The organism is Streptomyces sp. CC0208 (assembly GCF_003443735.1).
Lineage (GTDB): Bacteria > Actinomycetota > Actinomycetes > Streptomycetales > Streptomycetaceae > Streptomyces > Streptomyces sviceus.
In genome coordinates, this window is record NZ_CP031969.1 from 5,052,451 (window position 1) to 5,064,391 (window position 11,941).

General features: G+C 71.1%; 14 protein-coding genes. 5 read left to right on the forward strand and 9 right to left on the reverse strand.

The window, feature by feature from the left end; translation table 11 throughout:
* Nucleotide 1 precedes the first annotated feature (1 nt).
* From D1369_RS23270 to D1369_RS23280, 3 genes are all read left to right on the forward strand, one after another.
* Nucleotides 2–1,735 carry a D-aminoacylase gene (locus tag D1369_RS23270; RefSeq protein WP_118082592.1) on the forward strand — a complete coding sequence of 578 codons (1,734 nt, stop codon included), beginning with the start codon at nucleotides 2–4 and terminating at the stop codon, nucleotides 1,733–1,735.
* A 254-nt stretch (nucleotides 1,736–1,989) separates the two neighbouring features.
* Entirely contained in the window at nucleotides 1,990–3,423 is a 1,434-nt protein-coding gene (locus tag D1369_RS23275) for an aldehyde dehydrogenase family protein (RefSeq protein WP_118083150.1), read from the forward strand.
* Nucleotides 3,424–3,556: 133 nt separating this feature from the next.
* Nucleotides 3,557–4,093: a DUF3455 domain-containing protein gene (locus tag D1369_RS23280; RefSeq protein WP_007382746.1), complete on the forward strand. Its 537-nt coding sequence runs from the start codon at nucleotides 3,557–3,559 to the stop codon at nucleotides 4,091–4,093.
* Nucleotides 4,094–4,180: 87 nt separating this feature from the next.
* Here D1369_RS23280 and D1369_RS23285 read toward each other — a convergent pair whose 3' ends face one another.
* From D1369_RS23285 to D1369_RS23305, 5 genes are all read right to left on the reverse strand, one after another.
* Entirely contained in the window at nucleotides 4,181–4,681 is a 501-nt protein-coding gene (locus D1369_RS23285; RefSeq protein WP_007382745.1) for a cupin domain-containing protein, read from the reverse strand.
* A 36-nt stretch (nucleotides 4,682–4,717) separates the two neighbouring features.
* The gene (locus tag D1369_RS23290) at nucleotides 4,718–5,662 is read right to left on the reverse strand and encodes an NADP-dependent oxidoreductase (protein WP_007382744.1); all 945 of its coding nucleotides are present in this window, start codon (nucleotides 5,660–5,662) and stop codon (nucleotides 4,718–4,720) included.
* Nucleotides 5,659–6,525, reverse strand: coding sequence for a helix-turn-helix transcriptional regulator (locus D1369_RS23295; RefSeq protein ID WP_037900479.1), 867 nt, complete (start codon nucleotides 6,523–6,525; stop codon nucleotides 5,659–5,661). Before D1369_RS23295 ends, D1369_RS23290 begins: the two co-directional genes overlap by 4 nt.
* A gap of 141 nt (nucleotides 6,526–6,666) precedes the next feature.
* Entirely contained in the window at nucleotides 6,667–7,491 is an 825-nt protein-coding gene (locus D1369_RS23300; RefSeq protein ID WP_007382742.1) for a helix-turn-helix transcriptional regulator, read from the reverse strand.
* A 69-nt stretch (nucleotides 7,492–7,560) separates the two neighbouring features.
* A complete protein-coding gene (locus D1369_RS23305; RefSeq protein ID WP_007382741.1) occupies nucleotides 7,561–7,953 on the reverse strand; it encodes a nitroreductase/quinone reductase family protein in 393 nt (130 codons plus the stop codon).
* Between the two features lie 94 nt (nucleotides 7,954–8,047).
* Between D1369_RS23305 and D1369_RS23310 the strand changes: the two genes are divergently transcribed.
* Nucleotides 8,048–8,866, forward strand: a complete 819-nt coding sequence (locus D1369_RS23310) for an endonuclease/exonuclease/phosphatase family protein (RefSeq protein ID WP_202477016.1) — start codon at nucleotides 8,048–8,050, stop codon at nucleotides 8,864–8,866.
* Here the strand turns inward: D1369_RS23310 and D1369_RS23315 are convergent.
* Together D1369_RS23315 and D1369_RS23320 are read right to left on the reverse strand one after the other, a co-directional pair.
* Complete coding sequence (locus D1369_RS23315; protein ID WP_007382739.1) at nucleotides 8,858–9,031, reverse strand: DUF397 domain-containing protein; 174 nt, start codon at nucleotides 9,029–9,031, stop codon at nucleotides 8,858–8,860. The two genes, D1369_RS23310 and D1369_RS23315, sit on opposite strands and share 9 nt — an antisense overlap.
* A gap of 10 nt (nucleotides 9,032–9,041) precedes the next feature.
* Nucleotides 9,042–9,896 (reverse strand): helix-turn-helix transcriptional regulator, encoded by an 855-nt coding sequence (locus D1369_RS23320; RefSeq protein WP_007382738.1) that lies wholly within the window; start codon nucleotides 9,894–9,896, stop codon nucleotides 9,042–9,044.
* 201 nt (nucleotides 9,897–10,097) lie between these two features.
* Here D1369_RS23320 and D1369_RS23325 point away from each other — a divergent pair, with 201 nt between their 5' ends.
* Nucleotides 10,098–10,535 carry an ATP-binding protein gene (locus D1369_RS23325; protein ID WP_007382737.1) on the forward strand — a complete coding sequence of 146 codons (438 nt, stop codon included), beginning with the start codon at nucleotides 10,098–10,100 and terminating at the stop codon, nucleotides 10,533–10,535.
* Between the two features lie 43 nt (nucleotides 10,536–10,578).
* Here D1369_RS23325 and D1369_RS23330 read toward each other — a convergent pair whose 3' ends face one another.
* Together D1369_RS23330 and sigK are read right to left on the reverse strand one after the other, a co-directional pair.
* Nucleotides 10,579–11,328: an anti-sigma factor gene (locus D1369_RS23330; RefSeq protein ID WP_007382736.1), complete on the reverse strand. Its 750-nt coding sequence runs from the start codon at nucleotides 11,326–11,328 to the stop codon at nucleotides 10,579–10,581.
* A complete protein-coding gene (gene sigK, locus D1369_RS23335; protein WP_007382735.1) occupies nucleotides 11,328–11,918 on the reverse strand; it encodes an ECF RNA polymerase sigma factor SigK in 591 nt (196 codons plus the stop codon). The genes D1369_RS23330 and sigK overlap by 1 nt, the downstream gene beginning before the upstream one ends.
* Nucleotides 11,919–11,941: the final 23 nt, after the last annotated feature.

Here is an 11,941-nt window from a genome sequence, read left to right on the forward strand (position 1 = left end):
CATGCTCGACCACGTCATCAAAGGCGCGACCGTCGTCGACGGGACCGGTGCGCCGGCCTTCACCGCCGACGTCGGTATCCGGGACGGTCGTATCGCCGTGATCGGCCGCGGTGTCACCGAAGAGGCCCGGACCAGCGAGGACGCCACCGGGCTCGTCCTCGCCCCCGGGTTCGTCGACCCCCACACCCACTACGACGCCCAGCTGTTCTGGGACCCCTACGCGACCCCCTCCCTCAACCACGGGGTCACCACGGTCGCCGCCGGGAACTGCGGCTTCACGCTGGCGCCCCTGAACCCTTCGCGGCCCGGGGACGCCGACTACACCCGCCGCATGATGTCCAAGGTCGAGGGGATGTCACTGGTCGCGCTGGAGGAGGGGGCGCCCTGGAGCTGGAGTTCCTTCGGGGAGTACCTGGACGCACTCGAAGGCCGTATCGCGGTCAACGCCGGTTTCATGGTGGGGCACTGCGCACTGCGGCGGTACGTGATGGGGCCGGACGCCGTCGGCGGACAGCCGTCCGAGGAGCAACTCGCTTCCATGCTGCGGTTGTTCCACGAGGCCATGGACGCCGGCGCCTGGGGTTTCTCCACCACCCAGTCGTCCACGCACTCCGACGGCGACGGAAAGCCCGTCGCCTCCCGGCACGCCCTGCCCGCCGAACTCCTCGCGCTCTCACGGGCCGTCGGAGAACACGAGGGGACGCAGATCGAGGCGATCGTCGCCGGGTGTCTCGACCAGTTCAGCGACGCCGAGATCGACCTGTTCGTGGAGATGAGCGCGGCGGCCGGGCGGCCGCTGAACTGGAATGTGCTGACCATCGACTCGGCCGTCCCGGAGCGGGTGCCGAGGCAGCTGTTCGCGAGCGAGCAGGCGAGGAAGGCGGGCGGCCGGGTCGTCGCCCTCACCATGCCGATCCTCACCCCGATGAACATGTCCCTGGGCACCTTCTGCGCGCTGAACCTGATCCCCGGCTGGGGCCCGGTGCTCGCGCTGCCCGTCCCCGAGCGGATCGAGAAACTGCGCGACCCGGACGTACAGAAGGAACTGCTGCGGCAGTCCCAGTCCAAGGAGGCCGGGGTCTTCCGGCGGCTGACCAACTTCGGGCGGTACGTCATCGGGGACACCTACAGCGACGCCAACCGCGGGCTCGGCGGGCGGGTCGTGGAGGACATCGCGGCCGAGCGCGGGCAGGAGCCGTTCGCCGCGCTCGTCGAGATCTGCGCGGCCGACTCCTTGCGTACGGTCCTGTGGCCCATGCCCACCGACAACGACCCGGCGTCCTGGGCGATGCGTGCCGAGGCCTGGCAGCACGAGGACGTACTGCTCGGCGGGTCCGACGCGGGGGCCCACCTGGACCGGATGTGCGGGGCGCCGTACACGACCCGCTTCCTCGGGGACTGTCTGCGCGGGCGCAAACTCACGTCGCTGGAACAGGCCGTGAAGATGCTCACCGACGACCCGGCCCAGCTGTTCGGGCTGCGGGAGCGCGGACGGATCGCGGAGGGCTTCCATGCGGACCTCGTGCTCTTCGACCCGGAACGGATCGCCGCGGGCACGGCCACCCTGGTGCACGACCTGCCGGGCGACAGTCCGCGGCTCGACTCCAAGGCGATCGGGGTACGGGCCGTGTGGGTCAACGGAGTCGAGGCGATCCGGGACGACGCGGTGAGCGGGGCCGTGCCCGGCAGGGTGCTGCGGTCGGGCCGGGACACGCGGACGGTGAGCACCAGGTGAGCGGGGCGGACGCCGAGAAGGGCGGGGTGGGTTCCCGGGAGGGGGAGTTGGGCGGGGTGCGGGCCGGTTCGGAGGGCGGGGCCACGGATGGCCTGCCGGCCGGGTCCTCGGCCGTCTCCACGGATGGCCCGTCGGCCGGGTCCTCAAGGGGGCCCTCGACAGCGCCCTCGGGCAGGTCCTCGGTCGGGTCCGTGGGCGGGCCCTCCGCCGGTCCCTCGGCCGGGCCCTCCGCCGGGTCCCTCGACGTGCAGCGGCTGTTCGTCGGGGGTGAGTGGGTGGTGCCGGACGGTGGGCACTACGCGGTGGTCGATCCGGCCACCGAGGAGACCGTCGGGTGGGCTCCGGAGGCCTCGCGGGATCAGGTGCACGCCGCCTGCGCCGCGGCCCGCGAGGCCTTCGGGGCGTGGTCGCGTACACCGGCCGGGGAGCGGGCGGCGATCCTCGCCCGCGCCGGCGACCTCATCCGCGCCCGCCTCCTGCCGTACGCCGAACTCGCCCAGGCCGAGACCGGTGCCACCACCGCCACCGCACGCGCGATGCAGGTCGGCGTCGCCGCCGCCCGCTTCCGGCGGTACGCGCAGGTCGAGCCCGCCGAGTGGGCGATCCCGCCGCAGGTCAACGAGGCCGGCCCGATGGGGAGGGCCGCGGTGATGGGCGCGCTGGCCGTGCGGCAGCCCGTCGGGGTCGTCACCTGCATCACCTCGTACAACAACCCGTGGGCCAACCCCGCAGGGAAGATCGCCCCGGCGCTCGCCATGGGCAACACGGTCGTGGTGAAGCCCGCCCCCCAGGACCCCCTCTCCGTGTACCGGATGGCGGAGGCGCTGGAGGCCGCAGGTGTGCCGTGCGGGGTCGTGAACGTGGTCAGCGGGCGCGCGGTGGAGGTCGGCGAGGCCGCCGTCGACTCGCCCGACGTCGACATGGTCAGCTTCACCGGCTCCACGGCGGTCGGACAGCGCATCGGCGAGGTGTGCGGGCGGTCCATGAAACGGCAGTTGATGGAGCTGGGCGGAAAGGGAGCGGCGGTCGTCTTCGAGGACGCGGATCTCGGCTCGGCCGTGGCCGGCATCGGGACCACCTTCTCCTTCTACAGCGGACAGATCTGCACGGCGCCGACGCGGGTGCTGGCGCAGCGCGGGATCTACGACCGGCTCGTCGAACAACTGGCCGCATACGCAGCCCGGTTGAGGGTCGGCGACCCGCGGGCGTCCGGAACGGCCGTCGGCCCGGTGATCTCGGCCGCGCACCGGGAGCGAGTGGAGTCGTACGTCGAACTCGGCCGCAAGGAAGGTGCCGCGGTGGTCGCGGGCGGTGAACGACCCTCTCCTGAACGCGGGTTCTTCGTCGCCCCGACCCTCCTCGCCGACTGCCACCGCGACATGGGGGTCGTGCGCGAGGAGATCTTCGGCCCGGTCGTGACCGTGACCCCCTTCGACGACGAGGAGGAGGGCATCGCCCTCGCCAACGACAGCGACTACGGCCTGATCGACTACGTCTGGTCGGCGGACGTCGCCCGCGCCTTCCGCGTGGCACGGCGGCTGCGGGCCGGGGGAGTGGGGGTCAACACGGTCGGCCGGAACATGGAGGCGCCGTTCGGGGGCTTCCGCAGGAGCGGTGTCGGCCGGGACTGCGGGTCGTACGCGCTGCACGCCTACAGCGAGGTGCAGTCGATCGTCTGGCCGGGGTGAGCCGGCTCCGGGAGCGCGTGTTCGGCCAACTGGCCGGTAACCCTCGGGCGGGCCCGTAGAGTCCCGGACCGGGGGCGGCGACAGAGATGTCGCTGTACTGAAGACCAGTCAAGAACCCTTCCGGAGAACCGACTTGAAGCTCACCAAGCGCCTCGTCCTGACCACCGTGGCCCTCGCCGCCGCGACCGCCTTCCTGGGGACGGCCGCCGGTAACGCGGCCCCCGCAGACGCCGCACTGAGGCCCGTGAAGGCCCCCGCCGCGCTCAAGGTGCCCGACGGCAACAAGCTGACCGGCGTGTACCCCGCCCGGGGCGTGCAGACCTACACCTGCACCGACGGGGCCTGGAAGCTCCTGGAGCCCGCCGCCACCCTCTCCGACAAGCGAGGCCGCACCGTCGCCCTGCACTCCCGTGGCCCCGTCTGGGTCTCCACGGTGGACGGCAGCGCGGTGAACGCCACGGCGATCGCCAACTCCCCCAAGACCGGCACCATCCCCGAGCTCCTGCTCCAGGCCACCGCGACCCGGGGTACGGGCGTCTTCGGAGGCGTCTCCTACATACAGCGCCTGAACACCACCGGCGGCGTGGCCCCGGCCACCGCCTGCACCGGAACGGACCAGGTGAGCGTGGCGTACACCGCGACGTACGCCTTCTACAAGCCCGCCAAGTGACGAGGGTGACTTTCTGAGCGGCGCGGCAGCGGCCCCTGCCCCAGCGGGAAGCCGCCGCCGCGCCGCATGCTCAGGTGATCCCGCCCCTCACAGGAACTCGCTCCGGTAGGTCGAGGCCAACTCGGCCGCGCGGCGGCGGCGCTCCGCGAGCTCGTCCTGCGACAGGTGCGGCGGCGGCGCGTCCTTGCCCGCGACGACATCGCCGATGCGCGTGAAGTACTCGTCCTGGCCGGCGGGGGTGCACATGCACAGCATGCGGGCCGGCGCACCCGAGGCGTTGCGGAAGTTGTGCGGGGCGTTGGCCGGGATGTTGACCGTGGACCCGGCCCGTACGGTGTGCTTCTCGCCGCGGAAGGTGAACTCGATCTCGCCTTCGAGGATCGTGAACATCTCCTCGAAGTCGTGCCGGTGCGGCGGCGGGCCGCCGCCGTCGGGGACGCACATGTCGATCAGGCAGTACCGGCCGTCGGTCTGCTCGCCGGTGATCAGCATGGCGTACGTGTTGCCCACCAGTGAGATGTACGTGGTCCCGGGGTCGTCGGGGTCCGCCACGGTCAGCGAGCGGGTGGGGTCGTCGTCGGGGATCATCGGGGTCGTCTCCTTCAGTGGGCGGTCAGGTGCGGATCAGATGCCGGGAGCGACGATGACGACCTTGCCGTGCAGCTCGCCCGCGGCGGCCTGGAGGTGCACTGCCGGCAGCTCCGCCAGCGGCACCCGCTGCGCCACGTCGACGCGCAGCTCGCCGGAGTCGACCAGTGCCACCAGCCGCGACAGCTGGTCGGCGTCGCTGTTGACGAACAGGTCGATGCCGCGCACGCCGCGTTGCTCGTCGCTGGGCGCGGGCATCCACACCGTGGTGTTCACCAGCACTCCACCGGAACGGATCAGGGTGAGCAGCGCGGCCAGCCGCGCCGGGTCGACCGGTGCGAGGTTGAGCACGACGTCGACCGGCTCGGTCACCGCCGCGGTCACCTCGGTGGCGGTGTGGTCGACGACCTCGTCGGCACCCGCCGTCGCGACCTGCTCCCTGCTGCGCGGACCGGCCGTGGCGATGACGTACGCGCCGGCGTTCTTGGCGAGCTGCACGGCGTAGCCGCCGACCGCGCCACCCGCACCGTTGATGAGCACGCGCTGCCCCGAGGCCAGCTTCGCGTGATCGAACAGGGCCTGCCAGGCGGTGAGACCCACCAGCGGCAGGGCTGCGGCGTCGGGCAGCGGGATGCTCCGGGGCGCCGGTGTCAGTATCCCGGCCGGAGCCACCACGTACTCCGCGGCCGCGCCGACGCCCGCCATCGGCAGGAAGCCGACGACCTGATCGCCGATCCCGAGGCCGGCCACTCCCTCACCCAGCGCGTCGACCGTGCCGGAGACGTCGATGCCGGGAGTGTGCGGCAACGTCACCGGGATGGGGCCCTGCATGAAGCCCCCGCGGATGTTGCCGTCGACACCGTTGAACGATGTCGCGGCGACCCGGATCAGCACCTGTCCGGCGCCGGGTGCGGGCTGCTCGACGTCCTCGTACCGCAGGACGCTCGGGTCGCCGTACTCGTGGAAACGTACTGCCTTCATGGGAAATCCTTTCGAAGCACTCTTGGGTCATGCGATGCCTGAGCGCCCACGGCGGGCAGGAGTTGGAGCTTTTCGTGGCTGGGGGAGCCGGGTGTGGCGGAGAAGACCAGGAGTTCCAGGGCCTGGTCGGGGTCGATCAGGCGCTGGCAGTACAGCTCCAGTTCGCCCAGCTCGGGGTGGCGGTAGCGCTTGAGGTCGTGGTGGTGGGTGACGTCCACCTCGTGCAGCCGCCAGACCTCGGCGAACTCGGGGCTGACCTCCAGCAGCGCGGCGACGATCTCACCGGCCCTGCCCAGGGGCTCCGCCGTGTGCACCGCCCGGAGGTCCACGGTGAAGACCCTGCCCCGCAGGTCGTGGTCCTCGGCGGGGTAGAGCGCGCGTTGCGCCGGGTCGGTGAACCAGCGGTAGACCAGGTAGCGGGACATTCCGCTGAAGCGGGTGTAGTCGCCCAACAGCGCGACCGCCGGACGGGTCTGCAGCAGCGCCTCACCGAACCGGGACATCACCAACGCCGGTGTGTCCGCGAGCCGTTCGACGATGCGCATCATGGTGGGGCTGACGTGGTCCTCGCGCAACTGCCGCCGTGGCGCCGAGTGTCCGGCGAGGTCGAAGAGGTGGTCGCGTTCGCCCAGGCTGAGGTGCAGTGCGCGGGCGATTCCGGCGAGCACCTGCTCGGACGGCACCGGGCCGCGCTGCTGCTCGATCCGGCTGTAGTAGTCGACCGACATCCCGGCCAGCGCGGCGACCTCCTCGCGCCGCAGCCCACCGGTACGACGCCGGGAACCACGGGGAAGCCCCACGTCCTCCGGCTGCAACACCTCCCGGCGTGCGCGGAGAAAGTCGGCCAGCAGCGCCCGGTCCATCTCAGCCTCCCGTGTTCGACTGAGCAAGCGTCGCGTGAGCCGGAACCCGGATGAAGGCCTTACTTATCCACGGACAGGTTGTCCGTGGCTGACCGCGCGGTGCAGGTGGAGATGACGCCGGTGACACCGGCCCTCGGACAACTAGTTCCGTACGGCGGACAGGAGTTGGAGTTTCTCGTGGCTGGGTGAGCCGGGTGTGGCGGAGAAGACGAGCAGTTCCTGGGCCTGGTCGGGGTCGACCAGGCGCTGGCAGTACAGCTCCAGTTCGCCCAGCTCGGGGTGGCGGTAGCGCTTGAGGTCGTTGTGGTGGGTGACGTCCACCTCGTGCAGCCGCCAGACCTCGGCGAATTCCGGGCTGACCTCCAGCAACGCGGCGACGATCTCACCGGCCGTTCCCTCGGGGTCCGCCGTGTACGCGGCCCGGATCTCCGACGTGAAGACCCTGCCGCGCAGTTCGTGGTCCTCGGCGGGGTAGAGCGCGCGTTGCGCCGGGTCGGTGAACCAGCGGTAGACCAGGTAGCGGGACATTCCGCTGAAGCGGGTGTAGTCGCCGAGCAGGGCGACCGCCGGCTGATTCTGCAGCAGCGTCTCGTTGAACCGGGACATCACCAATGCCGGTGTGTCCGCGAGGCGTTCGACGATGCGCATCATGGTGGGGCTGACGTGGTCCTCGCGCAACTGCCGTCGCGGCGCCGAGTGTCCGGCGAGGTCGAAGAGGTGGTCGCACTCGCTCAGGCTGAGGTGCAGTGCGCGGGCGATTCCGGCGAGCACCTGCTCGGACGGCATCGGGCCGCGCTGCTGCTCGATCCGGCTGTAGTAGTCGACCGACATCCCGGCCAGTGCGGCGACCTCCTCGCGCCGCAGCCCACCGGTACGACGCCGCGGACCACGGGGAAGCCCGACGTCCTCCGGTTGCAGCACTTCCCGGCGTGCTCGGAGGAAGTCGGCCAGCAACGCCCGGTCCATCCTTCTCTCATCCTCCGCGAACGAGACACACGCCGAGGGATGTCCGGTCGGCGAATCCACCGTATCTCTTCACTGGTCCAGATCCACCCGCACGGTCAACTGCCCTGCCCCTATGGCCCGTACCGCCGCGCTGTTCATCAGGGGCAGCGAGCGCAGCCGTACGGCGGTGTCGTCGTCCGGCATGAGATGGGCGGTCCCGGTGTGCCACCGCCCCCGGATGCGCACCCGCACCCGCGGATCGGCCTTGATGTTGCGGACGTACTGCGACCGCTCGCCGAACTCGGAGACCAGCCAGAAGGACCCGCCGACCCGTTTGCCGCCCACCGGGGTACTGCGGGGCAGGCCCGAGGTGCGGCCGGTGGTCTCCAGGAGGGTCTGCAGCGGCAGCCGCCGCATGACGGGGTTGAGCAGGCGCTGAACGGCCCTGGCGGTGCGGTACTTGCGCTCGGCGTCGCGGGACATGGGTGGTGAGACTCCTGTCTCTCGTCTTCCGTAACCTGACCGGCGGCCTCGATGATCTCAGGGTGCGGGCCGGGCGGACGAAGGGGTGTCGGCGATGCGCGTGGTGACCTGGAACCTGTGGTGGCGCTTCGGCCCGTGGGAGGCACGCCAGAAGGCGATCCTCGCGGCGCTGCGGGAGCTGCGGCCGGATGTGGTGGGCCTGCAGGAGGTGTGGTCGGCCGGCTCCGAGAACCTCGCGGAGTGGCTGGCCGGTGAACTCGGCCTGCACTGGGCGTGGGCCGCCTCGCCCGCCTCGGAACGCTGGCAGCGGCGGATCGGCGACCCGGGCGTGGAGGTCGGCAACGCGGTACTGAGCCGCTGGCCGGTGATCGACCGGGCCGTCCTGCGGCTGCCGGCCCCCGAGGACCTGGACGACGGCCGCCTCGCCTTCCACACCAGGCTCGCGGGACCGTCGTACGACATCCCCTTCTTCACGACCCACCTCACCTCGGCCCCCACCGCGTCGGCGATCCGCTGCCAACAGGTCACGGCGCTGGCGGAGTTCGTAGCGACGCACAGGTCGGGCACCGACTTCCCGCCCGTCATCACCGGCGACTTCAACGCCTGGCCCGACTCCGACGAGATCCGCCTCTTCGGCGGCTACAAAACGGCTCCGGCGGCTCCCGGCCAACTCTTCCTGGACGCCTGGGAGTACGCGAACCCGACGGCCCCCTCCGCGACCTGGGACCCGGCGAACCCGTACGTCCGCATGTCCCCACCGGCCCGCATCGACTACATCCACGTGGGCCTGGCGGGACCTGCGGGGTTGGGCCACGTCCTGAAGGTCCGGCGCGCGGGGGACGGTCCGGTGGACGGGGTGTGGCCGTCGGATCACCTGGCGGTGGTGGCGGACCTGGCGGACGGGTCAGAGTGACTTGAGGTGGTCGAGCAGGGCGGTGAAGGCGGCGGGGGTGACGGTGACGATGGTCTGAGCGGCGTCGGAGTCGGTGAGGTGGACTCCGTCGGGGTCGGTGGATATGTGGACACAGGCTTCGCCCTCTTGGCAGTAGGACGACTTCCGCCAGGCGTGGGTGGTCATCTCGGCTCCTTCACAGGCTTTGGATGATGGAGTGGATCAGATCGCGGGACTTCGCGGGACTGAGGGCGATGGCCTCCACGACGTCCAGGAGGCGCCGGTACTTCTCCAGATGCGCCTCGGCATCGAGGAGCACCGGACCGTGGAACTGGTCCAACTGCACGGTGTCCAGTAGGGGTACGGGCCCACAGAGGTAGTTGATCGACTGGCCCGACCCTGGGAACGCCCCGACGTCGTAGGGGAGTACACGAAGGGTGATGTGCTCTCGCAGGCTCATGTCGATCAGATGCCGAAGCTGATCGCGTGCCACCCGCTGTCCGCCGACCCGCATGTGCAGAGCGGCCTCATGGATCACCGTGCTGTACGGGTTCGGGTTCTCCCGGAACACGAAGTCCTGCCGCTTGATCCGGTGCGAGACGCGGTGCTCGACCTCAGGCGGGGTGGGAGCCGGAATCGCCTGGCTGAAGATCTCCCGGGCGTGCTCGGCGGTCTGGAGCATGCCGGGGATGTGGGCGGTGAATGCGGTACGGACGGCTGTGGCGTGGTGCTCCAACTCGGCGAGGGTCAGCAGACCGGATGGCAGCACCTCGCGATACGCATCCCACCACCAGCCGCGTGTCTTCTCGGCCGCCATGTCCGCCAGGGCCTCGACGTAGGGCTGGTTCGTGCAGGAGTAGAGGCCGGCCATCGCGCGCACACGATCGGGGCTCACCCCGAACCGGGCTGACTCGACGTTGCTGAGTTGACCCGAACTCGTGCCGAGCAGGTGCGCGGCCTCGGTCGCGGTCAGACCGGCCCGTTCCCGGAGTTTGCGCAGCTCAGTCCCGAGCCGGACACGTCGAGCCGTCGGCGCGGGCCTTGGCGCCATGAGACCTCCTCCTACCGGGCGTACGGCGAGCTTGTCACCCACACGAGGGAGATGACGCCGAGATTCTTCGAAGTGGCGCAAAGAACCTTTGCGTGACCCCTATCGTCGTATCCAGGCGCCCTACCTGGAAGCGCACCGTGGGACGCCACGGCAGAGACACCAGGCACCCGTCCAACTCCCCTCAGCGACCGGAGACTTCCGATGGCCACCGTATCCCCGTCCTGGAACTACACCCTGCATCTCCCGCACGATCCACGCGCACCGGGGATCGCGAGAGGTGCCCTGCGGCTGATCCTGGCCGCACACGAGATGCCCGACCTCGCCCCCACAGCGGAGCTGCTCGCGGCGGAACTGCTGGCGAACGCGCACTGTCACACGAAGAAGCCGTACGCCTTCCGCCTCCTCTCTCCGGCCCCCGGACGGGTCCGCGTGGCCGTCTGGGACACGGACCCCCGCGTCCCTCCCGGCTTCACCTCCGACCAACCTCCCCCCGCACCGGACGCCGAACACGGCCGCGGCCTGCACCTGGTCAGGGCCTGCGCGGACGCGACGGGCGTGGCGGTACTGCGCGAACTGGGAGCGTCGAAGGGCGGGAAGCTGCTGTGGGCGGAGTGCGGGGGCGGGGGGATGTCACGGTGAACGGGGCGATGCCGCTGCCGTGCGACCTCGATCTCCTTGCCTGCTAGGAGCCGACGGGGATGATGGCGAGGGGTTCGGTGGTGGGGCGGCGGGATCCGCCGGCTGGTTCGACCGTGATGCCGACGGCCACCGTCCGGCCGAGCGGTCGGTCCAGAACGAGGGCGGAGCGGTCTCCGGTTCGCGGCAGGAGGCATGCTGGGCGGAGGTCGCCCGAGGGGGCCGCGTACCAGAGTTCGTAGACCTTGTCGCCGGTGAGAGCGGGCAGGTCCGCGGCTACGAAGGCGGCCCGGTCGGCGGCGCGCGAGACGATGACCGTGGCGGAGCCGCCGTCGGCCAGCCTCGTGGTGTGCAGGGTGGCGTCCGGCGCGGTCAGCACGCTGGTCAGTGCGTTGTTCCCGTTCCGCAGTGCGGTGGCCTGGTCGCGGGCGTCGTCGGTCTGGACGGCCTGCCAGGCGGCGATCCCGCCGAACGTGGCAGCGGCTGCGAGGCTCGCGGCCAGGGCCCAGGACGTGAGGCGCCTCTTACGTCGGCCGGGCGGCGGGCCGGTGGGTGCGTGTTCCTGCGGGGTCCGGCTGATGTCGTCCAGGACGCGGACGAGGAGGTCGGCCGGTACGGCAGTGTCCTCGGCGGGGGTGGGCGCGAGGCGGGCTGCTGCTTCGGCGAGTTGGGCCACTTCGCGCCGGCAGGCAGGGCAGCCGTCGAGGTGCCGTTCGAAGGCGGCTTCCTCGTTCGGGGGGAGAGCGTGCAGGACGTAGGCGCCGACCGGCTGGTGCGGGTCTTCCTCGGCTGTCATCACCGGGCCTCCAGACAGTCGCGCAGCAGGCGCAGCCCGGTGCGCATCCGGGACTTGACGGTGCCGGCCGGTGTGGACAGGGCGGCCGCCACTTCGACGTAGGTCAGCCCCTGGTAGTAGGCCAGCACGAGGGGGACCCGGTACATACGGGCGAGCCGGGCCATGCACTCCTGGGCGCGCCGGCGTTCGTCGTCGTCTTCCACGGCCTCGGCCACCTCGTCGTGCTCGCGGCCCGCGAGCACGGCATCCGCACGGCGCTCACGCTGTGTTGCCGCCTGTGCGTAACGCACCCGGTCCACCGCCCGGCGATGGGCGAGGGTGAGCACCCAGCCCTTGGCGCTCCCGCGTTCGGGCCGGTAGCGCCGGGCCGTGCGCCAGACCTCGACCATCACCTCCTGCGTGACCTCCTCCGCCTGTGCCGGGTCGTGCAAGATGCGGCAGGCCAGCCCCATGACCGGGCGCGCCAACGCCTCGTACACGCCGGTGAACGCGCCTTTGTCACCGTCCGCGACCCGGGCCAGCAGTGCCTCGGCGCTCTGGGCGTCGTCGGCAGGCGGCTCGGGTGACTCCTCATGGGCTGTGCTCGGCATGGTTCTCACGTTCCGTCGACATG